Raw genomic sequence first — 25,764 nt, forward strand, 5'->3', positions numbered from 1 at the left:
TATTATTATCATATATTAAGAGGGGGAATGATGATAATGAGTGAAAAAGCAATATTCGCTGGTGGTTGTTTTTGGTGCATGGTTGAACCGTTTGAAGAACAAGCAGGAATTTTAAATGTCGTATCTGGATATACAGGAGGACACACTAAAAATCCAACATATGAAGATGTTGTATCTGAAACAACGGGGCATACTGAGGCAGTTGAGATAACATTTGACCCTAAAAAAATTAATTACGCTCAGCTTGTTGAGATATATTGGCAACAAACAGATCCAACTGATGCGATGGGGCAATTTCAAGATAGGGGTAGTTCATATCGCCCAGTGATTTATACACTAAATGATGAGCAAAGAAAAATTGCGGAAACTTCAAGACAACTATTGATTGATAGTCATAGATTCAAAGAACCAATTGTTACAACTATAGAAGATGCAGGTCCATTTTATGCTGCTGAGGATTATCATCAAGAGTTTTATAAAAAGAATCCAAGAAGATTTGCTATGGAAGAAAACGGTGGACGGAATCAATTTAAACAATCTGTCTGGAAATCTAAATAAGTTAAAAGAGTCTTTTCGAATGAATTTTGAAAAGACTCTTTTTGTATAGATTAAGATTTACTTGATAAGTAAATGTCTAACTGTATCTGACCGTAATGAATGGTATAATATTCGTAACTTGTTAAAATGAAATGTGAGGTTTTTTGATCATGGACGATCTGCAACAAATTTTTAAGAAACATTCATACGCGGCCAAAGCTTCAACAGCATTTATATATGCGATATTAGTTTCGGTTGCGATGAACTTTTTTTGGACACCAGGAAAAATATATGCCTCTGGTATTACGGGGTTAGCGCAATTAGTAGCAACCCTCCTTAGTCGATATGCACCATTTCAAATATCGACTGCGTTACTCTTATTTCTTTTAAATGTACCAATGTTCATTTTGGCTTGGAATAAAATTGGTCACCGTTTTACTGTGTTTACTTTTCTAGCAGTTGTATTTTCAAGTATTATGATCAAAGCAATTACGCCAGTAACGTTAACAACGGATCCTATTATTTGCGCGATATTTGGTGGAGCTGTTAATGGATTTGGTACTGGATTAGCGCTTAGAAATGGAATTTCAACTGGTGGATTAGATATTATTGGCTTAACAATTAAAAAGAAAACAGGTAAAAGTATTGGAACTATTAATATTATTTTTAATGCTTTTATTGTTCTAGCAGCCGGTTTTATTTATGGTTGGCCATATGCTTTTTATTCTGCATTGGGATTATTTGTTAATGCTAGAGTCATGGATATGGTTTATACAAGACAACAAAAAATGCAAGTTATGATTGTGACGAGTCGTCCTAAGAGTGTGATTGATTCAATACAAAATCATATGCGTCGTGGAATCACAATTGTTAACGATGTTGAGGGTGCTTATCATCATGATGATAAGACACTTTTAATTACCGTTATTTCGAGATATGAACAAAATGAATTACATGATGCAATGGAAGAGTCAGACCCGGTCGCATTTGTTAGTATCTCAGAAAACGTTCAGATATGGGGACGTTTTTATGAGCAAGCATTATAAATAAAACTAAAGGATTAATAAGTTATGCAAATTAAAAAGATAATCTACTTATTTCTCATCAGACTATTTTCGTTACTGAATTTCTCTAAAAAAAGTACTAATATCAGCTATTTAATGAGTTTCGGTGGTAATAGTGACTTCATTCGGAAATTAAATCAAAGATGTTTAGATAATAATCAACATTTAATCATTTTTTATCGACCTTCTATGAAGTTAGAAATTAAGAATATCGAAGACTTAAATATTGAAACCAAAATATTTACTGAAAATATTTCTTTCGTATTAAATTTAATCCCTCTGATTTCTAAGAGTAACTTAATTTTTGTCGATAATTATTTTGCTTTTTTAGCCACAATGCATACAAAAAAAACAACCAAAATTGTTCAACTTTGGCATGCAAATGGGGCAATTAAATCGTTTGGTTGGGATGAGCCTAAGACAGCTGATCGATCAGCTGAAGATAAAAAACGATTTCAATCTGTCTATAATCAATTTGATGATTTTATTGTAGCGTCAGCTAAAATGGGGTCAGTATTTAAGAAAAGTTATCATGTTTCTGATAATCACATTTTAGAACTTGGATACCCTGCTACAGATAAATTTAAAGATAGCAATTGGATAAAATTAACAAAAAAAAATATTTTTAGTAGCCACCCAGACTTAATTAAGAAAAAAATCATTTTATACGCACCAACATATAGAGAAGATATAAATGGGGAAGTTATATTAGAAATACCAGATGATTTTTCTAATATTCAAGAATTATTAAATGATGAAACTAAGTTAATTATTAAATTACATCCGCATTTAAAGGACAAAGAGCTTGCCTTTAAAAAATTATTATCTAAGAATAATGATATTTTATGGGTGGATGAATACACAACTGGAGAATTGTTGGTCATCACAAATTGTTTAATTACAGATTATTCATCGGTTATTTTTGATTTCAGTTTATTGCCAAACGCTGAACGAGTTTTATTCTATTGTTTTGATTTAAAGAATTATGAAAGTAGTATTGGGATTCAATCGGATTTTAATAACTGGGTACCAGGACCGATTGTGCAAACAATGAGTGAACTAGTTGCTACTTATAAAGAATTCAAAAATAGTGATAGACAATTAGCAACATTTAATTTATTATGGAATACATCTAATGATGGGCATGCGACAGAGCGTGTTCTAGATTATTATTTTACTTAAATAAGGAGCGTCAATACATTGAAAAAAGTTATTTCAATTATAAAAGAACAATTTGAAAATTTACCAATTATATTTCGAGTTTCAAAATATGAAGATCGAGCAAGTTACCAAAGTCATTATTTAGGAATTGCATGGGAGTTTTTAAACCCAATGATTCAAATTGGTATTTACTATCTTGTTTTCGGTGTTGCCTTGCACGCTGGACAACAGATAGATGGGGTTAATTATTTTGCTTGGATGATGGTGGGTATCGCCCCATGGTTGTTTATGAATTCTAGTGTACTTGGTATGTCTCGTAGTGTTTATGAAAAAGTTGGATTAGTTGCTAAAATGAAATTTCCAGTTAGCGTACTACCAACAATTCGTATGGTCAGTCAAATGACTGCGTATTGGGTTATGTTCGGTTTTAGTATTATTGTTTTATTATTATCAGGTGTAACGCCCACTTTGTATTGGTTACAGTACATTTATTATTTTATCTGTATGATTGCATTTTTATTTGCTTTCGGTATTTTTAATTCAACCATCTCAATTTTAGCTCGTGATTACTATATAGCACTCCAATCGATTATGAGGGTTTTATTTTACATGTCAGGTATTTTATTCAATTTAAATTCTGGTAGTTTTCCTAAAGTTTTTGTTAGAATTCTACAAATAAATCCGTTTAACTATTTAGTCGCAGGGTTTAGAGAAACTTTCTTGAGCGAAGGTTGGTTTTTTAATAATCCAACACAACTATTACTATTTTGGTCAATCACATTAATGTTCCTCTTAATAGGATCACATTTACACTATAAATTTAGAGCTCATTTTGTTGATTTAATTTAAATATAAAAGATTTAGAAAACTTCCTGTCAGGTGAGTATTCTAAATCTTTTTTTATAATCAATGTTATAATACAATCAAGTTAAAATGCGAAAAGGGGTAAGGATAATGTTGATAGGATCACATGTTAGTATGAAGGGAAAAGATATGTTACTTGGTTCCGCCGAAGAGGCTTCGAATAATGGAGCAAGTACATTTATGATTTATACGGGAGCACCTCAAAATACAAGGCGAAAAGATATTTCAGAGATGAATATTCCAAAAGGTAAAGCCTTTATGGTGGAACATGGATTAAGTGATATAGTTGTTCATGCCCCTTATATTATCAATTTAGGAAATACAGTTAAACCAGAGAATTTTACATTTGCAATCAATTTTTTGAAAGCTGAAATAGATAGGGCCGAAGCATTAGGTGCTACTCAAATGACTCTCCATCCTGGTGCTCATGTAGGTGCGGGAGATGAAGCTGCAATTAAACATATCATTGAAGGATTAAACGAAGTTTTGACTTCAGACCAAAAAATTCAAATTGCTATTGAAACAATGGCGGGCAAGGGTACAGAGGTTGGACGAACATTTGAACAGATTGCACAAATGATTGATGGTGTGAAGTTGAATGATAAATTATCTGTTACGTTTGATACATGTCATACTAGTGATGCTGGATATAATATTAAAGATGACTTTGAATCTGTTATAGAAAAGTTTGATGATATTATTGGAATTGATCGATTGAAAGTCTTTCATATTAACGATTCAAAAAATGTTCAAGGAAGTCATAAAGATAGACATGCTAATATTGGCTTTGGTGAAATTGGGTTTGATGCATTAAATAGTATTGTACATGACGAAAGATTTAGTAAGGTACCTAAAATATTAGAAACACCATATGTAGGTGTAGATAAAAAAAATCAACAATCACCATATCAAAAAGAAATTTTGATGTTTAAAGAAAATACCTTTAATCCTAATCTATTAACGGAACTTGGGTTAAATTAAAGCTGTTTATTGATTTAGATCAATTGATTTATGCTTAATTTGTTAAAAAAAAGTATATTTTTTGTATTATCTCAAATATTTTATAAAAGATTTATTGACGGCGATAAAGACTTTAGTTATAATGAACAAGGACAGTTCGACGATGCAACTTAATGCATAAAAAGACGGTTACATTCAAGCTCGGAGGGAGGGATATCTATGTCAAAGACAGTCGTACGTAAAAACGAATCTCTCGATGATGCTCTTCGTCGCTTTAAACGTTCCGTTTCTAAAACAGGTACATTACAAGAATACCGTAAACGCGAATTCTATGAAAAGCCAAGTGTGAAACGTAAGAAGAAATCCGAAGCAGCAAGAAAGCGTAAAACAACTAAGAAACGCTTCTAGTCTAGGGAGGAATCACGTTGAGTCTATTAGAAACACTTAATAACGATTTAAAACAAGCGATGAAAGCAAAAGACAAACAAACTTTAAGTACTGTAAGAATGCTTAAAGCAGCTGTTACAAACGAAGAAATTAAAGCAGGTCATGATTTATCAGTTGATGATGAAACTGTTTTATTGGCTCGCGAGTTAAAACAACGCAAAGAATCTTATGCAGAATTCAAAGATGCCGGTCGAGATGATCTTTTAGAAAATCTTGATATGGAAATAAAAATTGTCGAAAAATATTTACCTGAACAATTATCAGCTGAAGAAGTTACTGATGTCGTGAAAGAAGTTATTTCACAAGTTGGTGCAACATCAAAAGCTGATTTTGGAAAAGTCATGGGTGCGGTTATTCCTAAACTTAAGGGACGCGCTGATGGTAAGGTTATAAGTGAGACAGTTAAATCATTATTAAATTAGCGAAAAAGGAATTACAATTCAACTTGAATTGTAGTTCCTTTTTTTTTATGCTATTATTTGAGTTGAGTAACTTTGGGACATATAAAACGAATTTAAAGAGGGTTATTATGGATTTAGAAATTTTTGACCACACTAAGGCAGAACCAGAAAAAAATATAACATTAATTAAAGAAATTCTTAATTTTGCGGGTAAGAAAATAAAATTACCTGATGAAACAGAAATGTCAGTTACTTTAATGAATAATGAAGAAATTCACAAAATTAATCGTGAATATCGAAATGTAGATAGACCAACTGACGTCATCAGCTTCGCAATCGAAGAAGATGGAGATGATATGCCAATTATTTTTCCTGATGATGAAGGTATGGATATGCCTGAAATTGCTAAAAATATCGGTGATATCATGATTTCAACTGAAAAAGTTGCTGAACAAGCAGTTGATTATGGTCATTCTTATGAACGTGAATTGGGATTTTTGACAGTCCATGGGTTCTTACACCTAAATGGTTACGATCATATGGAACCTGAAGATGAAAAAGAAATGTTTGGATTACAAACAGAGATATTAGATGCTTATGGCCTTAAACGATAAGCGCCAAGTTAAAAAAAATCGAACATTTTTGTTGTCACTAGGACATTCTCTAGATGGCCTTGTTACGGTTTTTAAAGAAGAAAGAAATATGAAAAAACATGTAGCCATGATGATACTAGTATCTATTTGTGCGGCAATTTTTCAAATTTCTGAAACAGAGTGGCTATGGCTAGCTCTTAGCATTAGTATGGTTATTATTAATGAAGTTTGGAACACAGTTATAGAGAATCTGGTTGATCTGACAACTGGTCATAAATATAATGAGATTGCAAAAAAAGTTAAAGATATGTCAGCTGCTGCTGTCTTACTTTCGGCACTATTTGCGATGATTGTTGGATGTCTTATTTTTATCCCACAACTGTTAGAATTAGTTTTTGATTAGTCAATTATAATAAAAGGTACATAAATAAGAGGAGAATTAATTAATGCAAAATAAAAAGTTTCATTCAGGATTTGTGGCAATTTTAGGACGACCAAATGTTGGAAAATCAACATTTTTAAACAATGTTATGGGTCAAAAAATTGCTATTATGAGTGATAAGGCACAAACGACCAGAAATAAAATTCAAGGTATTTATACAACAGATGATGCACAAATTGTCTTTATTGATACACCTGGTGTTCATAAACCAAAGAGTCGTTTAGGTGATTTTATGGTCAAATCAGCACTTTCAACACTTGGTGAAGTTGATGCTATTTTATTTATGGTTAATGCAACAGAAAAACGTGGACCAGGAGATAATTTTATTATTGATCGATTAAAAGATACTAAGAAACCAATTTATTTGGTTATTAATAAAATTGACCAAATTCACCCTGATGAAATATTAGCTATTGTGGAAACGTATCGAGAATCTTTGGACTATAAAGAAGTTTTCCCAATTTCAGCACTTAAAGGAAATAACGTCGATGAGCTTGTTGATTCATTAATTAGTGAATTACCTGAAGGACCCCAGTTTTACCCAGAAGATCAAATTACAGATCATCCAGAACGTTTTGTTATGGGTGAACTAATTCGTGAAAAAGTTTTACAATTAACACGAGAAGAAGTTCCTCACTCAGTTGCCGTTTTGGTTGAAGATATAAAAAAAGAGGACGAAGAAAAATTGCACATTTCTGCAACAATTATCGTTGAACGTCCAACGCAAAAAGGTATTATTATTGGTAAAGGTGGTAAAATGTTAAAAGATATCGGTGTTAAAGCTAGAAAAGATATCGAAACGATGCTTGGTGATCGCGTTTATTTGGAACTTTGGGTTAAAGTTCAAAAAAATTGGCGAGATAAACAGACTGATTTAAAAGCATTTGGTTACCGTGAAGATGACTATTAAGAAGTAACTAATGATCGGAACAAGATAATTTTTGTTCCGATTTTTATTTGCTCATGGAAAGGGGATGCATAGTATCGTTCAGAATAATGCAGATTTTGAAGGGATTTTACTTTATCGTAAAGAATATAAAGAACGTGATCTTTTAGTGAAATTTTTAACCGATCGTTATGGTAAAAAAATGTTTTTTATTAAAGGTGCTAGAAAACGAGGATTCAAATTATCTGCTGCTTTACTACCATTTACAATCGGAACTTACAGTGGGAGTATAAATGACAACGGATTATCATTTATTAATACTGCTAAAGAGTTTGAACAATTTCAAACGATTTCACAGGATATAATCAGTAATGCTTATACCATTTATATTTTTAGTTTAATTGATGCTGCATTCAAAGATAACGAACCCATCTCTGTTTGGTACCGAAAAGTTGTGACAGCAATTCGATTGATTAACGAAGAATTTGATCCAGAAATTATTACAAATATTATTGAAATTCAGCTATTAACAGTTTTTGGTGTACAGCCTCAATTGCAGGTCTGTGCAGTTGGTGGCGAAACGCAGGGAGAATTTGATTATTCAGAATCTTACGGTGGGCTACTGTGTTCTAAACATTGGTATCTTGATAATAATCGACTTCATGCTACTCAAAAAACAATTTTTTATTTGAGACAATTTTCTGTAGTGAATCTTGATAAATTAAATTCAATCAAGGTTGCTGAGAGTACCAAAAAGGAATTACGTCGTATTATTGATGTTATTTATGATAATAGTGTTGGATTAAATTTGAAAAGTAAAAAATTTATCGATGGAATCAGTTCTTGGCCAGTCTCATTAAAGAAAAATACTGAAATATAATTGACAAATACTTATTTCTAAACTATGATTATAGAGAAATAAATAGCGGGATTATGATGAAAAAGGGTAAGAATAGTTATTAAAGCGAACTTAGGATTAGTGCAAGCTAAGTAATTAATTATTTTTATTGGCATTTTCGGAGTCCTTTGTTAATGAAGCTGCTGGTTGAATTGAACCAGAAGTAGGGTGGAACCGCGATATTAAAATCGTCCCTATGTGGTCTATAAGACTGCATAGGTTTTTTTGTGCTTAAAAATAAGGAGGAATACTATGTCAAAAAAGTTAGCTGTTCAAGATATTATTATGACATTACAAAAATTCTGGGCTGATCAGGGTTGTATGTTAATGGAGGCTTATGATACAGAAAAAGGTGCTGGAACTATGAGCCCTTACACATTTTTACGTGCAATTGGACCAGAACCATGGAATGCTGCATACGTTGAACCTTCAAGACGTCCTGCAGATGGTCGTTATGGCGAAAATCCCAATCGTTTGTACCAACATCATCAATTTCAAGTTGTGATGAAACCATCTCCTGCAAATATTCAAGATTTATATTTGGATAGTTTGCGTGCATTAGGTATTGATCCAGCTGAACATGATATTCGATTTGTTGAAGACAACTGGGAAAACCCATCAATGGGTTGTGCTGGTGTTGGCTGGGAAGTTTGGCTTGATGGTATGGAAGTTACACAATTTACTTATTTCCAACAGGTTGGTGGATTAGAGGTACATCCCGTCACTAGTGAAGTTACTTATGGTTTAGAGCGCCTTTCTTCATATATTCAAGATGTTGAGAGTGTTTATGATCTTGAATGGGCTGATGGGGTCATGTACGGCGACATATTTAAAGAACCAGAATATGAAAATTCTAAATATTCATTTGAAGAAAGCAATCAAGAAATGTTATTTAATTTGTTTGATGTATATGAAACAGAAGCCAAAAAACAGATTGCCAATGGGTTAGTTCATCCGGCATACGATTATGTTTTAAAATGTAGTCATACATTTAATTTATTAGATGCTCGAGGAGCCGTTTCTGTTACTGAACGTGCTGGATATTTAGCAAGAATTAGAAATATGGCTAAATCAATTGCTAAAGTTTTCGTACAGGAGCGTAAAAAATTAGGCTACCCATTACTAAAAGATGAAAAACTTCGTAGTAAATTATTAAAGGAGGATAAATAAGATGACACATTCCTTTTTATTAGAAATTGGGTTAGAAGAAATTCCTGCTCATGTTGTTACACCTAGCCAAAATCAATTGGCTAAACGTGTAGGTGACTTTTTAACAGAGCAACGGTTATCATTTGACGAAATAAAGGCATTCTCAACACCCAGACGTTTAGCTGTTGAAGTGACTGGTTTGGCTGATAAACAAGCAGATATTCAAGAAGAAGCTAAAGGACCTGCAAAGAAAATTGCCATGGATGATGAAGGAAATTGGTCTAATGCTGCAAAAGGCTTTGTCCGTGGACAAGGAGTAACAACAGACGATATAACGTTTAAAGAATTAAAAGGCGTTGAGTATGTCTATGTAAATAAATTTATCGCTGGTAAATCTGCCAAAGATATTTTGGTTCAGATTAAAGATGTGATTGAAGCGATGACATTCCCAACAATGATGCACTGGGCAAATTATGACTTTAAATATGTTAGACCAATTCGTTGGATAGTTGCGTTACTTGATAGTGACGTTATTCCATTCAGTATTTTAAATATTAAATCTGGCCGCCAAACGCAAGGCCATCGTTTTTTAGGAGAAGCTGTAGATTTAGCCTCAGTAACAGAGTATGTTAAAAAATTAGAAGAACAATATGTAATCGTTGATTCTAATAGACGAAAAGAAATGATTAGAACACAAATTACTAATCTTGAAAATAATCAAGACTGGCATATTATTCTTGATGAGGATCTTTTGGAAGAAGTTAACAATTTAGTTGAATATCCAACAGTATTTTCTGGTCATTTTGATAAGAAATATTTAGATATTCCTGATGTTGTTCTAATGACTTCAATGAAAGACCATCAAAGATTCTTTTATGTGCGTGGCCAAAACGATGAAATCTTACCAATGTTCGTCTCAGTTCGTAATGGGACAGAAGCTAACATTGCTAACGTCGAAGCAGGCAATGAAAAGGTTCTTACAGCACGATTGGAAGATGCTGCATTTTTCTACCAAGAAGATCAAAAACAAACGATTAATGATTATGTAGAGCGATTAAAAAATGTCACATTCCATGATAAAATTGGATCAATGTCTGAAAAAATGGAACGTGTTCAATTAATGGCACAAATCATTGGTAAACGCCTTGGCTTAAATGACCATGAATTATCTCTTTTACAAAGAACAAGTGAAATTTATAAATTTGATTTGGTAACAGGGATGGTTGGAGAATTTTCTGAACTTCAAGGAATTATGGGTGAGAAATATGCCTTGCTAATGGGCGAAAATCCAACTGTTGCACAAGCAATTTCTGAACACTATATGCCAATTAGTGCTGATGGCGAACTACCTAAATCAAAAATTGGTGCAGTTTTAGCAATTGCTGATAAGTTGGACAGCATGTCAAGTTTCTTCTCAGTTGGATTAATTCCAACTGGATCAAATGATCCCTATGCACTTCGTCGTCAAGCGTTTGGGATAGTTAGAATTGTTGAAGATCGTCAGTGGCATTTTTCACCACTTGAGGTACTGAACGATATTAAGGAATTGGCAACGATACATCCAGATTTATTTACCAAGATGACTGTTGGCGAAAATGATAAAGATATTTTAAGTTTTGTTAATGATCGTATGAAGCAATGGCTTTCAAATAAAAACGTCAGTTATGATGTAATTGAAAGTGTTGTTGAAAGTACAGATGCAGATTTATTAGTTATGTCAGAGGCCGCTGTAACCTTAGAAAATCATAAAAATGATAAGGATTTCAAGGAGACCGTTGAAGCAATCAATCGTGTATTAAAGCTAGCAGATAAAAATGAGGCAACTAATCTAGTTGTTGAACAAGTATTATTAGATAATACTGCTGAAAAAGATTTATTTGAACGAGTTGAAATAATCCAAAGTCAGTTGGCAGATTTAACGTCAGAGAAGTTATATACTACATTAAGCGAGATTCGTCCGCTAATTGAAAATTATTTTGACCAGACAATGGTTATGGTTGATGATACAAAAATTAAAAATAATCGCTTAAATCAATTGAGTTTAATTGCTAAGATGAGTTCAAAATTAGGTAATTTAAGTAAATTAAATATTAAGTAATATAAAAATGAGAATTTATCTGTGAAGATAAATTCCTTTTTTGTTTGGTAATAGAATCAGAATAGTCATATTTGACAAAAGTGTCTATTACTTGAAGCTAATAATTGTATTTATGTCAAATAAATGCTATTATTATGGGTACTCAAAATATAGGTAACTTCGTATCGTTAGTTTTGGAGGTGAGTAGTTGGAATGAGAATACCCGAAAACGTAATTGAACAGGTGCGAACTAGTGTGAATATTACTGATATCATTAGTCAGTATGTCGGATTAAAAAAATCTGGTAGTAATTTTATGGGTTTATGTCCATTTCATGAAGAAAAAACGCCTTCATTTTCTGTAAGCGAAGAGAAACAAATTTTTCACTGTTTTAGCTGTGGAAGAGGTGGGAATGTTTTTAAGTTCTTAATTGAGCTAGAGGGACTTAGCTTTCCAGAATCTGTCAATAAAGTTGCAGAATTTTCAGGAATGGATATCGATAGTAAATATTCTGAATCTCAGTCAGCAAGGACACAAGAATCAACTGAAAATCGTCAGTTAAAGCAAATTCATGATGACGGTGCTAAATTATATCAACACATTTTAATGAATACAGAAATGGGTCAAAAGGCATTAGATTACCTGCATAATCGTGGTATAACGGATGAAATTATCAAAACTTTCCAAATTGGATTTGCGCCTGGGAAATCGGTCTTACAAGATTTTTTTAAGGAAAAGAAAGTAGACTATCAATTATTAAGGCAGTCTGGACTATTTATTGAAAATCAAACAGGTGATTTGCGTGAACGATTTATTGATCGAGTGATGTTTCCGATTAGAAATCAAAATGGTCAAGTTGTTGCCTTTTCAGGTCGTCTGCTTGAAAAAAATAAAGAATTACCTAAATATTTAAACAGTCCTGAAACGCCTATTTTTAATAAAAGAGAGATTCTATTTAATTACGATTTGGCAAAAAAAGAAATTCGGACAGAAGGAAATGTTATTTTGTTCGAAGGATTTATGGATGTTTTAGCAGCATACCGCTCTGGAGTTAAAAATGGTGTCGCCTCTATGGGAACAAGTTTAACAAATGAACAAATTTATTTGTTAGAACGTTCAACATCACAATTAAATATTTGTTATGATGGGGATGAACCCGGGCAAAATGCAACAAATCGTGCTTTGAACCTGCTAGCGAATCAGACAAAAATGAAAGTTGGCGTGCTAGCCATTCCTAACGGTATGGATCCTGATGAGTTTGTTAAAAAAAATGGTAAAGAAGCGTTTCTGGAGTTAGCTCACTCTGCTCGAGAGACGGTTATTTCATTCAAAATGAATTTTTTGAAACGAAATAAAAACTTAAAAAATGAAAGTGAGCAAATTGATTATATTGATCAAGTACTACAAGTTTTAACTACAATTAAAACGCCGTTTGAGCAAGATATTTATATTAATCAGTTGGCAGATGAATTTAAAATTGATAAAGGAATTCTAAGACAACAGTTAATTGATTTAGTTGCCGTTCAACCAAAAGTAGTGCAACAAGTTAATCAAGTTCCAAGGGTTCGAACAGATGAACCACCTGTAGAAAATCGCTCAGAGGTCATGAGCGATGAAAAAATTGATCGTGTTGAAAGAGCTGAAAGATTATTGCTTTATCGTATATTACATGATCATACAGCTTGGCTGAAAATTCGATCAATTGATGATTTTAGTTTTGTTCATGATAGTTATCAGTTAATATATACGTTAGCTGAAGGCTATTTAGAATTACATGAGCAATATGAAATTGCTAGTTTTTTAGATTACTTGCCAGAAGAGTCTTCAAAGAGATTTTTAATGCAAATAGAGCTGATGACAGTTGCAGAAGAGTCTTCAGAGGATGAATTTGATGATTGTGTGTCCGTCATTATGAATGATTCGCCGATGGAACAATCAATTAATCAAGTTCGATCAGATCTTATGGAAGCAAATCGTCTTGGCAATACAGAACTAACCAATGAATTATCAGTTAAGTTAATTGCATTATATCAAAAACAACAAGTACCACGAACATCCATCTAAGGGAGGAATTATTAATGGTAAAAAAAGTAGAAAAAGTTGAAGAATCAGAATTTGACGAAAAAGGCTTTAAAAAAGCACAAACGAAGTTGATCAAGGAATATAAAGTAAAAAAAGAAATTAAGTATGATAATTTAACAGATGAACTAGCAACACCATTCCATTTAGATGCTGATCGTATGGATAAATTACTTCAAAAAGTCGCAGATGCTGGTATTGCTGTTGTTGATGAAGAGGGAAACCCAAGTGAACATAGTTTAAAAGCAGCTGAAAAAGTTACAAAGAAAGCTTTAAAAGACACATCAGCACCAACTGGAATAAAAATTAATGACCCAGTTAGAATGTATTTGAAAGAAATTGGTCGTGTTAACCTTTTAAAAGCTGAAGAAGAAGTTGCTTTAGCATTAAAAATTGAAGAAGGCGACGAAGAAGCAAAACAAAAATTGGCAGAAGCTAATTTACGTTTAGTTGTTTCAATTGCTAAACGTTACGTTGGTCGTGGAATGCAATTTCTTGATTTAATTCAAGAGGGTAACATGGGATTAATGAAGGCTGTTGAGAAATTTGATTATCGTAAAGGATTTAAATTCTCAACATATGCGACATGGTGGATTAGACAAGCAATTACACGTGCTATTGCTGATCAAGCACGTACAATTAGAATTCCAGTTCATATGGTTGAAACAATTAATAAATTAATCAGAATTCAACGCCAATTATTACAAGAACTTGTTCGCGAACCAATTCCTGAAGAAATTGGTGCTGAAATGGATATGCCAGCTATGCCAGCCGAAAAAGTTCGTGAAATTTTAAAAATTGCTCAAGAACCTGTTTCATTAGAGACACCAATTGGTGAAGAAGATGATTCACATTTAGGTGATTTTATTGAAGATCAAGATGCAACTAGTCCAGCTGACCATGCGGCTTATGAACTCTTGAAGGAGCAACTAGAAAATGTTCTTGATACATTAACAGATCGTGAAGAAAATGTTCTGCGTTTAAGATTCGGTCTTGATGATGGTCGCACAAGAACACTTGAAGAAGTTGGTAAAGTGTTTGGAGTGACACGTGAACGTATTCGTCAAATTGAAGCTAAAGCATTACGTAAACTACGCCATCCATCTCGTTCAAAACAATTAAAAGATTTCTTAGAATAAAAAATTTAAGGACCATTATAAAACGAAACCTGTTTTATAATGGTCCTTTTTTAGTTATAATAAGAAAAGATAAGATACGAAAGAAGAGGATCAAGAAATGGATGCACGACATTTATCAGATCGATTAGTTCGAGTTGCAAAATTTGTACCAAAAAATGCACGATTGGCCGATATTGGATCGGATCATGCTTACTTACCTGCGTATTTAGCTATTAATAAAATTATTTCATATGCTGTTGCTGGAGAAGTAGCTAAAGGGCCTTATGAAAATGCCGTAACAGAAATTAATACAGAACGATTAGACCACATGATAATGCCAAGATTAGCTAATGGGTTAAAGGCAATTAAATTAGACGATAATATTGATACTATCACAATTGCCGGAATGGGTGGCCCTTTAATAAAGGATATATTTACTGCCGATTTAGAAAAATTAACGGGTGTCCGTCGTTTAATTATTCAACCTAATGTTGGACAAAAATTAATAAGAGAATGGTTAATGGATCATTCATATCAAATTATTGATGAAGATATTGTCGAAGACGACCATCATGTCTATGAAATTATTGTTGCTGAGAAAGTTAACACTAAAATGAGCTACTCGATATTAGATTTAAAGTATGGACCTAAATTAAGAATTGAGCAAAGCGATGTATTCAAAGCTAAATGGCACAAGCAAATGGAAAAAAAGCGTAAAGTTTTAAAAAATTTTGAGGCAGCAAATAAAGTTCCTATTGATAAAAAAAGGATATTAGAAGTTGATATCAAAGAAATTGAGGAGATGCTGGGATGACAAAAATTATTGATTTAGTCAATCAATTCGAAGTATTTGCTCCAAAAAGTATGGCTGAAATTGGTGATCCAGTAGGCCTACAATTAGGTGATATTAATAATACTGTTACTAAAGTAATGACAACTTTAGATGTTCGTCCAGAAGTTGTCCAAGAAGCAATTAATAAAAATGTAGATTTTATTTTCGCACATCATCCATTAATATTTAGACCGGCAAAAAATTTGGATACTACGAATCCTCAAAATAAAATGTATGCCGATTTATTGAGTCATAATATAACAGTGTATGCAGCTCATACTAATTTAGACAATGTTACAGGTGGGATGAATGATTGGTTAGCGAGTCGTTTAAAATTACAAGAAACAATCCCGTTAGTGCATACAAATAGTTCAGATTATGGAATGGGTCGAATCGGAAATTTAACTAGTCCTATGACTGTTATTGAATTTTCTGAATATTGTAAGAAGCAATTTAACATAAGTGGATTAAGACTGATTTCTAATGATTTGACGCAATCAATTAAGCGTGTTGCAGTTCTAGGTGGTGATGGTGGTAAATTTTATCATGAGGCAATTAAGCAGCAGGCGGATGTTTACGTAACAGGAGATGTCTACTACCACACGGCTCATGACATGTTAGCAGAAGGGTTGTCAGTTATTGATCCGGGCCATCATGTTGAAAGTATCTGTAAAGCACAATTGAAACGGTTATTTGGAGAATGGAATCTAGAAAATAATTGGCAAATTGAGATTATTGAATCAGATATTAATACAGATCCATTTCAGTTTATTTAATTTTAAAATTAGAGTATGATTAGAGATATTAAATAATAGATTAGGAGATACGCTATCATGACAAAATATGAAGAATTAATTCCACGTTTTATTAAGTATGTTAAAGTAGAAACTCGTTCTGATGAAAATTCAGGGGTAACTCCTTCAACGCAAACTCAAGTTGAATTTGCGAAAGAATTAAAGGAAGAACTTTTACAAATTGGATTAAAGGATGCACGTATTTCTAAAAAAAGTGGGTATGTTTTAGCAACATTACCAAGTAATTTAGAAGCTGGTAAAAACGTTAAAGCGGTTGGTTTTATTTCACATATGGATACAGCTGCATTTACAGCAGAGGGTGTTAACCCCCAATTCGTTGAAAATTATGATGGCGAATCTGATATTAATCTTGACGATGATGGTAAATTTAAACTAACTATTAAAGAATTTCCAAATTTAAAAAATTATAAAGGCAATACATTAATTACAACAGATGGTTCAACACTATTAGGATCAGATGATAAATCGGGAGTAGCTGAAATTATTACTGCTGTAGCTTATTTAGTTGCACATCCTGAAATTAAGCATGGTGACATTAAAGTTGGTATTGGACCTGATGAGGAAATTGGGGTAGGTGCTGATAAATTTGACGTAGCCGATTTTGGAGCTGATTTAGCTTACACTGTTGATGGTGGACCATTAGGTGAATTAGAATATGAAACATTTAATGCTGCTCAAGCAGTCGTTTCAATTCAAGGTAAGGAAGTTCATCCTGCAACTGCTAAAGGTGTTTTAATTAATGCAAGTAAGTTAGCAAATCAATTTGACTCATTATTACCACAAGATGAAGTACCTGAAAAAACTGAAGGCCGCGAAGGTTTTTACCATTTAATTTCAGTAGAAGGTACAGTTGATGAAGCAAAAATGGTATATATTATTCGTGATCATGATCGCCAAAAATTCGAAGATCGCAAAAAGTATATGATGGGTATTGCTGATAAAATGAATGCTGATTTTGATTCTGAACGTGTGACAATTGATATGGTAGATCAATATTACAATATGCGTGAAGTAATCGAGAAGGATATGACTGTTGTGACTGTTGCTAAAGAAGCTATGGAAAATTTAGCAATTAAACCGGATATCTATCCAGTACGTGGTGGGACAGATGGTTCAAAAATCTCATTCATGGGATTACCAACACCAAATATATTTGCTGGAGCAGAAAATATGCATGCGCGATTTGAATTTGTTTCAGTTGAAACAATGGAAAAAGCAACGGATGTTGTTCTAGAAATTATAAAATTAGTATCTGAAGAAACAAAATAGGTATTATTAAATAGTGTGGATGAGTTAAACTAGAGGACATATTGAGACCTTTCTTTCTCAAATTTTTCCTTATAGTCTTATAAAGCCAAAAAAAAGATAAACTAATTAGTTTATCTTTTTTTATTTATCTGATTTAGGATCTTTGAGAATGGCGTAGAGGCAATTTACGACAATTAAGCCGGTAACTGCAAAAATAATACCGATTAACAAAACTGGTGCAAACAATGTACCAGTTAGTGAGCTTACGATATAACCAATTACTTCACCAAAAATGAAGCCCCAAAAGAGAATTGTTAATTGTTTCATCATAGAACAGCACCTCACATTCAAAGCTAATTTTAGCACAAATAATTATTTTTGCAAAAGCTTTTTAGTGTCTATTGGGTATTGTTAAAAAGTTTTGTATAATAACATTAATAGATACGTGAAAAGGGGGATAAAATGTTTGTTCCGTTAAAAGTTAAAAGTTCATTCAGCTTATTACAAAGCACCACTAAAATTAATGATCTTGTTCAAAGTGCTAAAAGTAAAGGCTATAAAGCAATTGCCTTAACAGATAATAATACATTGTATGGTGCAATTGATTTTTATAATGCCTGTCAAAAAGCTGAAATTAAGCCAATTATCGGACTAACGTTAGATATCTCCGGTTTAATCGAAACAAACCATGAATATGAATTGACCTTTATTGCAAAAGATAAACAAGGTTATCAAAATTTAATGCAATTATCGACCTTAAAAATGACCTTAAATGATGATAAGTTAAACTTTAGTAGTTTAACTAACTATTTAGACGGTTTATTTATATTATCACCTAGTGAAAAAAGTGAATTTAGTTATTTAATTGAACAAAGTCAAATATCCGATGCAAAAGAATTATTAGCCAAATATCAAAGCTTAATAGGTTCAGAAAATATTCGAGTTGGCCTATCTCACTTAATGGATAAAATTACGGCACAATCAATTAAATCTTTAGCTCAAAATTTTGATATTCGTGTAATTGCGCTAGATGAAGTAGCTTATTTGGATGCTGAAAATCAGTTTGATATTGATGTGTTAAAGGCAATTAGTACTGGTGAAACGATTTTAATTAATAAAGTTGATGAACAAATTCAGGGAGAATATGCATTAAGAAATCCAAAAGAGATAACGGAGCAATATCAAGAATTGCTAATGGCAGATGCAATTCAAGAAACCCAAAATTTAGCAGATGAAACGTCTCTGGAATTAACATTCTCACAACCCAAACTACCTGAGTATCCATTACCTAATAATGAAACAGCACATAGTTATTTGAGAAGTATGTGTAATACTGGATTAAATGAGCGGTTTCCAAATGGTGTACCTAAGGAATATAAACAAAGATTAGAACTTGAGTTAAACGTTATTCAACAAATGGGATTTGAAGATTACTTTTTAATCGTTTGGGATATTATGAACTATGCTCATTCGCAAAATATTATAACTGGCCCAGGACGAGGGTCATCTGCTGGATCGATCACAGCCTACGTTTTAACGATTACGGATGTTGATCCAATTAAATATAATTTATTGTTTGAACGTTTTTTGAATTCAAAACGTGTTCAGATGCCGGATATTGATTTAGATATTCCAGATGATAAACGTGGACTAATCCTTAATTATTTACATCAAAAATATGGACATTATCACATGGCTCAAATTATTACATTTGGCACAATGGCAGCAAAACAGGCTTTGAGGGATGTTGGTCGAGTATTTGGTGTATCACCTTTTGAAATGAAAGGGTGGAGTGATTCAATTCCAAATGTTTTGAAAATTACGTTGACAGAGGCGCTAGCACAATCACAAAAATTACGTAATTTAGTTAATGATAGTTCCAAAAATAAAAATATTTTTACAATTGCGCAGCATATCGAAGGGATTCCAAGACACTACTCTACGCATGCAGCAGGGGTCGTATTGAGCCAAATTGATTTACGAGAAGTGGTTCCGTTACAAAATGGAAGTGAGGATATTCTTTTAACGCAGTATTCTAAAGATATAGTTGAAAATGTTGGTTTATTAAAAATCGATATTTTAGGTCTACGTAATTTAAATATTTTAGATCAAGCTGTAACACAGGTTAAAAAGAATTATCAAGCAGACTTCAATCCAGCATTCATTAATTTAGAAGATGAAAAAACATTAGCTCTTTTTAGATTAGGTGATACATCCGGTGTTTTCCAATTTGAATCTAATGGTATCAAAAATGTTTTAAAAAAATTACAACCAACATCTTTTGAAGATATCGCAGCTGTAAATGCGTTATATCGGCCGGGTCCGATGGAAAATATAGATACATTTATTGCACGAAAACATCATCTTGAAAAAATAACATTTCCGGACAATAGTTTAAAACAAATTCTTGAGTCAACCTATGGTGTATTAGTTTATCAGGAGCAGGTTATGCAGGTCGCATCAAAGATGGGTAATTTTACACTTGGTGAAGCTGATTTACTACGCCGAGCAATGAGTAAAAAGAAAAAAAAGACTATTGATGAAATGCGTACTCAGTTTATCAATGGGGCATATGATAATGGAATTCAAGAAGATGTAGCTAAAACAGTTTATAGTTATATTGAGCAGTTTGCTAATTATGGATTTAATCGTTCACATGCCGTTGCCTATAGTAAAATTGCTTTTCAATTAGCCTATATTAAAGCTAATTTTCCAGCTGCATTTTTTGAAGCTATTTTAAATTCCGTTGGTAATAATCCGCAAAAAATAAAAGAATACTTAGTGGAAGCAAAGCAATATCATGTAATAATTAAATTACCTGATATTAATATGAGCGAGGTAGGTTTTAGTTTAAGACAAAATATTGTTTTATTTGGATTAAATAGTATTAAAGGACTTAGAAAAGACTTTATTGAACATATCATTACATTACGGAAAAAAGAATTGTTCACAGATTTCCAATCCTTCCTGCATCGGATAGATAAAAAATATTTAAATGAGGAAAATATTTCAGCTTTAATATATTCTGGGTGTTTTGATCAATTTGAATATAATCGTGCTGAGTTGATTAGTGCTCTACCAGAATTAATTAGTAGTATTGATTTAAGTGGAAATAATACTAATTTATTTGAATTATTAACACCTAAGATAGCAAGACAATCAAACTTTCCATTAATGGTTCGATTAGAAAAAGAATCACAATATTTAGGTGCGTATCTTTCGGGACATCCGGTTGAGAAGTATCGGAAACAGCTAAATCAAAGCGATTTTAAAAAAATATCGGAAATATCTGATAAGACACATGTAACCATTTTAGTTAATCTTACGAGAGTAAAAGTTATTCGAACAAAGAAGGGTCAACAAATGGCCTTTGTAAATGGTTCGGATGAAACAAGTGAGATTGATTTGACAATATTTCCTGATTTATTTCGACAGAAAGAATCTTTACTTGAAAAAAATAAGGTCGTTGTCGTTTCGGGGGATGTTGAAACAAATAGAGGATTACAAATTATTGTTAAAAAAATAGAATTAGCAGATGATTATTTTAAACGAATAACTCAAAAAAAATGGTTTTTGAAGATTACTAAAGAAACAACAAATGAAAAAATAGAAAAATTAATGCAAACCATGAAAATAAGGTTAGGTCAAACACCGGTTATTTTGTACTATGAAAAAGACAATCGTAAAATTAGTTTAGATAGAACTTATTGGTTAAGGAACGACAAAGAAACACATACAGCGCTTACAAAAATATTAGGTTCTGAAAATGTCGTCATTAAGTAATTTATTCTTGAAAATACTGAAAATATTTTCACATTTAACAAGACAACTTTTCTGAAAAGTGTTAATATAGTGAGTGAAATATGTACTTAAATTACTTATTGAGGTGAAGAAATGAAACGCATTGGTATTTTAACAAGTGGTGGAGATGCGCCAGGTATGAACGCTTCAGTTCGTGCTGTTGCACGTCGTGTAATTGGTGAAGGATTAGAAGCATACGGTATTAATTATGGTTTTGCTGGTTTAGTTGCTGGCGATATTCATAAAATTGAATATGCTGACGTTGATGATGTTATTCAACGCGGTGGAACAATGTTATATTCAGCCCGTTATCCTGAATTTGCAACTGCTGAAGGACAATTAAAAGGTATCGAACAACTTAAAAAGTTCGGTATCGATGCTTTAGTTGTTATCGGTGGGGATGGTTCATACCATGGTGCTTTAGCACTCACAAAACGTGGATTTAACGCTGTTGGTATTCCAGGAACAATCGATAATGATATTCCTGATACAGATTTCACAGTTGGATTTGATACAGCTGTTAACACAGCTCTTGATGCAATTGATCGTATTCGCGATACTGCTCGTTCACATCAACGTACGTTTATCGTTGAAGTAATGGGTAGAAATGCTGGAGATATTGCTTTATGGTCCGGTATTGCTGGTGGTGCTGATGTTATTGTTATTCCTGAAAAAGGATATAACATGCAAGAAATTGCAGACAAGCTCAACAGTAACCGTGAACATGGTAAAGATTCAGGAATTATCGTATTAGCTGAAGGTGTTATGGGAGCTAGTGAATTTGCTGCTGAATTAGACACATATGGTAATTTTGAAACACGTGTGACTATTTTAGGCCATACACAACGTGGTGGCGTACCAACTGCCAAAGATCGTGTCTTAGCAAGTCGTTTTGGTGATTATGCTGTTCAACTTCTTATGGAAGGTAAAGGCGGATTAGCAATTGGTATTAAAGACAACAAATTAGTTGCTGAAGATATTGTTGCAACGCTTGAAGAACATAAACATCATACAGATTTGAGTCTTTTAGACTTAAATACACGACTTTCAACACCAAAATAATATAATACTGTTATTGTTATTTATAAATAATAAGTAAACTAAGAGGAGATCATAATCTAATGAAAAAAACTAAAATCGTAAGTACACTTGGTCCAGCCAGTTCAGATCTTGATACAATTGTTAAATTAATCGAAGCCGGTGCTAATGTTTTCCGTTTCAACTTTTCTCATGGTGACCATGAAGAACATTTAGGTCGTATGACATTAGTTCATGAAGCAGAAAAAATTACTGGTAAAATGGTTGGTATCATGCTTGATACTAAAGGTGCAGAAATCCGTACTACTGTTCAAAAAGAAGGTAAAATCAACTTTGAAATTAATGATATTGTTCGTATTTCAATGGATGATTCACTTGAAGGAACAAAAGAAAAGATTGCTGTTACTTACCCAGGTTTAATTGAAGATGTTCATGTTGGAGGCCACGTATTGTTTGATGATGGTCTTATCGATATGAGAATTGATGAAATTGATACAGCTGCTAACGAATTAGTAACAACTGTTATGAATTCTGGTCGTTTAGGTTCACGTAAAGGTGTTAACGCTCCTGGTGTATCAATTAACTTACCTGGTATTACTGAAAAAGATTCAGACGATATTCGTTTTGGTTTAGATCAAAACATTGATTTCATTGCTGCAAGTTTTGTACGTAAACCAGCTGATGTTTTAGATATCCGCGCTTTACTTGAAGAAAAAGGAATGGAACATGTTCAAATCTTCCCTAAGATTGAATCACAAGAAGGTATCGATAATATTGATGCTATTATGGAAGTTTCTGAAGGATTAATGATTGCCCGTGGCGATATGGGTGTTGAAATTCCTGCTGAAAATGTTCCTTTAGTTCAAAAAGACTTAATCAAAAAATGTAACGCTTTGGGCAAACCAGTTATTACTGCTACTCAAATGCTTGATTCAATGCAAGAAAACCCACGTCCTACACGTGCTGAAGCATCTGATGTTGCTAATGCCGTATTTGATGGAACAGATGCAACAATGCTTTCAGGTGAAAGTGCTAATGGTGACTACCCTGTAGAATCAGTTGCAACAATGGCTCGTATTGATGAAAAATCTGAAAATGCATTGCGTGCACATAGCTCATTTGCATTAAATGAATTTGACAAAAATGATGTTACTGAAACTATTGGTCGTGCTGTTGCTGAAACAGCTGATAGCTTAGGTATTAAAACTATCATCGCTGCTACAAAATCTGGTCAAACAGCACGTATGATTTCTAAATACCGTCCTGACTCAGATATTTTAGCTATTACTTTTGACGAACAAACTCGTCATGGTTTATCAGTTAACTGGGGTGTTCACCCAATCATTGCTGAAAAACCAGCATCAACAGATGCATTGTTTAGTTTAGCAACTGAAAAAGCTAAAGAATTAGGTTTCGCTAAAAAAGGTGACCTTATCTTAATCACTGCTGGTCTTCCAGTTGGTGAAAAAGGAACAACAAACAGTTTGAAAGTTCAATTAGTAGACTAATTATATTAAGGTTCAAGTACATGATGAACCTAAGTTAGTATATCGGTAAGACATTGGTGACGAAAAATGTTATTGGGTTAATCATGAATATAATTGACTAATTAAGATAATATTGATCAGGTTGTATCAATCCTTACTTGAATATTTTAAAATTGGAAAAGGGGCTGTGACATAAGTCCCTTCAATAAAGTTCAAAATAAGGCTCCGGAAATCATTTTTTGATTTCTGGAGCCTTATTTCTTTTTATTTAAAAAAATATAGAAAACAGAAGTATTATTTACCTCCTAAACTGGCTAATTTTTGGATATTTAATGCCATTACTATCAAACCTGCTTCCTTTTTAACCTTCTCAATCCCTCGCAATAGAAATTGATTGAACGGCAAAGAGGCCTTCATTCGACCAAAAACGGATTCTACATCAATTTTACGGTGCGCGTAAATTTGACCCGTTTCTGGTTCAGAAAGTCGTTCACATTGTTGTGCCTTAAAATATTCCCAAGATCCGTTAACTTGAATCTTACGACGTGCACCTCTAAGTGTTTTAGCCGCAGGAATAATTATCTGATTCTCATCTAGTAACTCTGCTTGATATTCTTTAAATTCACGAACTATTCCATATTTATCGGTTCTTTTCCGATACGCTTTAAAGTTAAATCGCACGCCGTGCGGATCAATATAGTAATCATTATTTTCATGATAATCCCAGTTCATAACTTTTCTATCATCAGTTCGCCATTTTTTGCTTTGTTCTCTAATCATGGTACCGTAAGGAATTATAGCAGTTTGATTTGGTAATTCATCTTCAATGAAACGATAGTTTGATTCTGATCCATATCCGGCATCGGCAACAATGTATTTATCTAATTTATTATGAGTACTTAACGTTTTAAGAAACGGTTGAAGTGTTCTAGTATCTGTTGGATTTTGAAATAATTGGTAGCCCAAAATAAATTGGTTACTGGTCGCAATTTGTAAGTTATAAGCTGGCTTAAGTTGACCATTTAACATTGGATCTTCTTTAATACGCATAAAAGTTGCATCATGATCAGTTTTAGAATAGCTATTTCGAGTACCGTATATTTTCATTTGTGCTTCATGTTCACTTAATTTATGTTGGCGTTTAGTTAATTGATTCTTCTTAGATTTTAGGGTTCTTCGAATTCTTTTAGCTGGATTGGGACTTATCTTCTTAGTTCTTGAAACTTCCTGGTCTAATGCTACTAATTTCTGATCAAGTCGATCGATAACTTCTTCAATCATTTCTAGTGTTAGATTGGAGCCTTCTGGGACTTTACAAGCAGCATGCGCTGTTTTTAATTCAACTAGTAGCTCTAAAATCGCTTCGCGATTCATTTGATCAAAACGTATTGTATTCTTTTTCCAAATAAAACTATATTTATTAGCATTAGCCAAAACCTTAGTACCATCAATAAAGATGGCATCACTAATCATATTTTGTTGTCGTAAATATTCGACTAAGGTATCTAAACTGCGATCAATTAAATCAGTTAATTCATTCGACGTTCTAAATCGGACAATAGTTCGGTAAGATGGCATTTGCTCTTGTGTTAACCAACGTGCCGATAAATTTTCTTGTGCTAGTAAGGCGACCCGACGACTACTAAAAACACCTCGAGTTATAGCAAAAAGATATAACTTCAATAAAGCTGAAAGATTATATTCACGGGGGCGACCAAAAAGATAAGGTTCTTTTATTTCTAATTTTTCGATTAGCGTATTGATATAACACGCAGTGTTATTCTTTTCTGGTATATAGTCAGTTGAGATGGCTAAACAAGTCTGATTTATGTTATAATAATTTTGCATTTTTAAGTCCTTTCGAGGA

The 25,764-nt window shown here is 32.9% G+C and carries 21 protein-coding genes and 2 pseudogenes; 21 read left to right on the forward strand and 2 right to left on the reverse strand.

The window, feature by feature from the left end; all coding sequences use genetic code 11:
* The first annotated feature begins 36 nt into the window (after nt 1-36).
* From msrA to pepT, 18 genes are all read left to right on the forward strand, one after another.
* On the forward strand, nt 37-558 hold the full coding sequence (msrA, locus tag AC1RPN_RS02120; RefSeq protein ID WP_409022479.1) for a peptide-methionine (S)-S-oxide reductase MsrA: 522 nt from the start codon (nt 37-39) through the stop codon (nt 556-558).
* Between the two features lie 149 nt (nt 559-707).
* Nucleotides 708-1,583, forward strand: a complete 876-nt coding sequence (locus tag AC1RPN_RS02125) for a YitT family protein (protein ID WP_409022480.1) — start codon at nt 708-710, stop codon at nt 1,581-1,583.
* Between the two features lie 24 nt (nt 1,584-1,607).
* On the forward strand, nt 1,608-2,783 hold the full coding sequence (locus AC1RPN_RS02130) for a CDP-glycerol glycerophosphotransferase family protein (RefSeq protein ID WP_481762404.1): 1,176 nt from the start codon (nt 1,608-1,610) through the stop codon (nt 2,781-2,783).
* 18 nt (nt 2,784-2,801) lie between these two features.
* A complete protein-coding gene (locus tag AC1RPN_RS02135) occupies nt 2,802-3,611 on the forward strand; it encodes an ABC transporter permease (protein ID WP_409022482.1) in 810 nt (269 codons plus the stop codon).
* A gap of 105 nt (nt 3,612-3,716) precedes the next feature.
* Nucleotides 3,717-4,607 (forward strand): deoxyribonuclease IV, encoded by an 891-nt coding sequence (locus AC1RPN_RS02140; RefSeq protein ID WP_409022483.1) that lies wholly within the window; start codon nt 3,717-3,719, stop codon nt 4,605-4,607.
* 198 nt (nt 4,608-4,805) lie between these two features.
* Nucleotides 4,806-4,994: a 30S ribosomal protein S21 gene (rpsU, locus tag AC1RPN_RS02145; RefSeq protein ID WP_057973588.1), complete on the forward strand. Its 189-nt coding sequence runs from the start codon at nt 4,806-4,808 to the stop codon at nt 4,992-4,994.
* Between the two features lie 17 nt (nt 4,995-5,011).
* On the forward strand, nt 5,012-5,455 hold the full coding sequence (locus AC1RPN_RS02150; protein ID WP_409022484.1) for a GatB/YqeY domain-containing protein: 444 nt from the start codon (nt 5,012-5,014) through the stop codon (nt 5,453-5,455).
* 107 nt (nt 5,456-5,562) lie between these two features.
* Entirely contained in the window at nt 5,563-6,048 is a 486-nt protein-coding gene (gene ybeY / locus AC1RPN_RS02155; protein WP_409022485.1) for an rRNA maturation RNase YbeY, read from the forward strand.
* Entirely contained in the window at nt 6,026-6,430 is a 405-nt protein-coding gene (locus AC1RPN_RS02160; RefSeq protein WP_409022486.1) for a diacylglycerol kinase family protein, read from the forward strand. Before ybeY ends, AC1RPN_RS02160 begins: the two co-directional genes overlap by 23 nt.
* 43 nt (nt 6,431-6,473) lie before the next feature.
* Nucleotides 6,474-7,379, forward strand: coding sequence for a GTPase Era (era, locus tag AC1RPN_RS02165; RefSeq protein WP_409022487.1), 906 nt, complete (start codon nt 6,474-6,476; stop codon nt 7,377-7,379).
* 64 nt (nt 7,380-7,443) lie between these two features.
* Nucleotides 7,444-8,235, forward strand: coding sequence for a DNA repair protein RecO (gene recO / locus AC1RPN_RS02170; protein ID WP_481761411.1), 792 nt, complete (start codon nt 7,444-7,446; stop codon nt 8,233-8,235).
* Nucleotides 8,236-8,505: 270 nt separating this feature from the next.
* A complete protein-coding gene (gene glyQ / locus AC1RPN_RS02175) occupies nt 8,506-9,423 on the forward strand; it encodes a glycine--tRNA ligase subunit alpha (RefSeq protein ID WP_409022489.1) in 918 nt (305 codons plus the stop codon).
* A 1-nt stretch (nt 9,424) separates the two neighbouring features.
* Nucleotides 9,425-11,500 (forward strand): glycine--tRNA ligase subunit beta, encoded by a 2,076-nt coding sequence (gene glyS / locus AC1RPN_RS02180; protein ID WP_481761358.1) that lies wholly within the window; start codon nt 9,425-9,427, stop codon nt 11,498-11,500.
* Between the two features lie 192 nt (nt 11,501-11,692).
* Nucleotides 11,693-13,543, forward strand: coding sequence for a DNA primase (gene dnaG, locus AC1RPN_RS02185; protein ID WP_481761357.1), 1,851 nt, complete (start codon nt 11,693-11,695; stop codon nt 13,541-13,543).
* Between the two features lie 14 nt (nt 13,544-13,557).
* The gene (gene rpoD / locus AC1RPN_RS02190) at nt 13,558-14,697 is read left to right on the forward strand and encodes an RNA polymerase sigma factor RpoD (RefSeq protein WP_409022492.1); all 1,140 of its coding nucleotides are present in this window, start codon (nt 13,558-13,560) and stop codon (nt 14,695-14,697) included.
* A 97-nt stretch (nt 14,698-14,794) separates the two neighbouring features.
* Complete coding sequence (locus AC1RPN_RS02195) at nt 14,795-15,490, forward strand: tRNA (adenine(22)-N(1))-methyltransferase (RefSeq protein ID WP_481761356.1); 696 nt, start codon at nt 14,795-14,797, stop codon at nt 15,488-15,490.
* Entirely contained in the window at nt 15,487-16,284 is a 798-nt protein-coding gene (locus tag AC1RPN_RS02200) for a Nif3-like dinuclear metal center hexameric protein (RefSeq protein WP_481761355.1), read from the forward strand. Before AC1RPN_RS02195 ends, AC1RPN_RS02200 begins: the two co-directional genes overlap by 4 nt.
* Nucleotides 16,285-16,341: 57 nt before the next feature.
* On the forward strand, nt 16,342-17,592 hold the full coding sequence (gene pepT / locus AC1RPN_RS02205) for a peptidase T (protein WP_481761354.1): 1,251 nt from the start codon (nt 16,342-16,344) through the stop codon (nt 17,590-17,592).
* Between the two features lie 120 nt (nt 17,593-17,712).
* On the opposite strand, the gene AC1RPN_RS02210 is transcribed toward pepT, so the two are convergent.
* Nucleotides 17,713-17,901: a YjzD family protein gene (locus AC1RPN_RS02210; RefSeq protein ID WP_409022496.1), complete on the reverse strand. Its 189-nt coding sequence runs from the start codon at nt 17,899-17,901 to the stop codon at nt 17,713-17,715.
* Between the two features lie 132 nt (nt 17,902-18,033).
* Between AC1RPN_RS02210 and dnaE the strand changes: the two genes are divergently transcribed.
* From dnaE to pyk, 3 genes and pseudogenes are all read left to right on the forward strand, one after another.
* Nucleotides 18,034-21,354 carry a DNA polymerase III subunit alpha gene (dnaE, locus tag AC1RPN_RS02215; RefSeq protein ID WP_481761353.1) on the forward strand — a complete coding sequence of 1,107 codons (3,321 nt, stop codon included), beginning with the start codon at nt 18,034-18,036 and terminating at the stop codon, nt 21,352-21,354.
* A gap of 111 nt (nt 21,355-21,465) precedes the next feature.
* On the forward strand, nt 21,466-22,434 hold the full coding sequence (gene pfkA, locus AC1RPN_RS02220) for a 6-phosphofructokinase (protein WP_481761352.1): 969 nt from the start codon (nt 21,466-21,468) through the stop codon (nt 22,432-22,434).
* Nucleotides 22,435-22,493: 59 nt separating this feature from the next.
* Nucleotides 22,494-23,912, forward strand: a pseudogene (pyk, locus tag AC1RPN_RS02225) (pyruvate kinase); the annotation flags it as partial.
* A gap of 288 nt (nt 23,913-24,200) precedes the next feature.
* On the opposite strand, the pseudogene AC1RPN_RS02230 reads toward pyk, so the two are convergent.
* Nucleotides 24,201-25,745 (reverse strand): annotated as a pseudogene (locus AC1RPN_RS02230) (IS1182 family transposase); the annotation flags it as partial.
* Nucleotides 25,746-25,764 lie beyond the last annotated feature (19 nt).

It is taken from the genome of Dellaglioa sp. CoH-57-MRSF-20, from assembly GCF_056781955.1.

Bases quoted from the DNA above. Each gene is read 5' to 3' on its own strand.
- rpsU (WP_057973588.1), top strand. From the start codon at position 4,806: ATGTCAAAGACAGTCGTACGTAAAAACGAATCTCTCGATGATGCTCTT.
- dnaG (WP_481761357.1), top strand. From the start codon at position 11,693: ATGAGAATACCCGAAAACGTAATTGAACAGGTGCGAACTAGTGTGAAT.
- era (WP_409022487.1), top strand. From the start codon at position 6,474: ATGCAAAATAAAAAGTTTCATTCAGGATTTGTGGCAATTTTAGGACGA.
- recO (WP_481761411.1), top strand. From the start codon at position 7,444: ATGCATAGTATCGTTCAGAATAATGCAGATTTTGAAGGGATTTTACTT.
- glyS (WP_481761358.1), top strand. From the start codon at position 9,425: ATGACACATTCCTTTTTATTAGAAATTGGGTTAGAAGAAATTCCTGCT.
- dnaE (WP_481761353.1), top strand. From the start codon at position 18,034: ATGTTTGTTCCGTTAAAAGTTAAAAGTTCATTCAGCTTATTACAAAGC.
- pfkA (WP_481761352.1), top strand. From the start codon at position 21,466: ATGAAACGCATTGGTATTTTAACAAGTGGTGGAGATGCGCCAGGTATG.
- AC1RPN_RS02195 (WP_481761356.1), top strand. From the start codon at position 14,795: ATGGATGCACGACATTTATCAGATCGATTAGTTCGAGTTGCAAAATTT.
- AC1RPN_RS02210 (WP_409022496.1), bottom strand. From the start codon at position 17,901: ATGATGAAACAATTAACAATTCTCTTTTGGGGCTTCATTTTTGGTGAA.
- AC1RPN_RS02140 (WP_409022483.1), top strand. From the start codon at position 3,717: ATGTTGATAGGATCACATGTTAGTATGAAGGGAAAAGATATGTTACTT.
- ybeY (WP_409022485.1), top strand. From the start codon at position 5,563: ATGGATTTAGAAATTTTTGACCACACTAAGGCAGAACCAGAAAAAAAT.
- pepT (WP_481761354.1), top strand. From the start codon at position 16,342: ATGACAAAATATGAAGAATTAATTCCACGTTTTATTAAGTATGTTAAA.
- AC1RPN_RS02125 (WP_409022480.1), top strand. From the start codon at position 708: ATGGACGATCTGCAACAAATTTTTAAGAAACATTCATACGCGGCCAAA.
- rpoD (WP_409022492.1), top strand. From the start codon at position 13,558: ATGGTAAAAAAAGTAGAAAAAGTTGAAGAATCAGAATTTGACGAAAAA.
- msrA (WP_409022479.1), top strand. From the start codon at position 37: ATGAGTGAAAAAGCAATATTCGCTGGTGGTTGTTTTTGGTGCATGGTT.
- AC1RPN_RS02200 (WP_481761355.1), top strand. From the start codon at position 15,487: ATGACAAAAATTATTGATTTAGTCAATCAATTCGAAGTATTTGCTCCA.
- glyQ (WP_409022489.1), top strand. From the start codon at position 8,506: ATGTCAAAAAAGTTAGCTGTTCAAGATATTATTATGACATTACAAAAA.
- AC1RPN_RS02160 (WP_409022486.1), top strand. From the start codon at position 6,026: ATGCTTATGGCCTTAAACGATAAGCGCCAAGTTAAAAAAAATCGAACA.
- AC1RPN_RS02130 (WP_481762404.1), top strand. From the start codon at position 1,608: ATGCAAATTAAAAAGATAATCTACTTATTTCTCATCAGACTATTTTCG.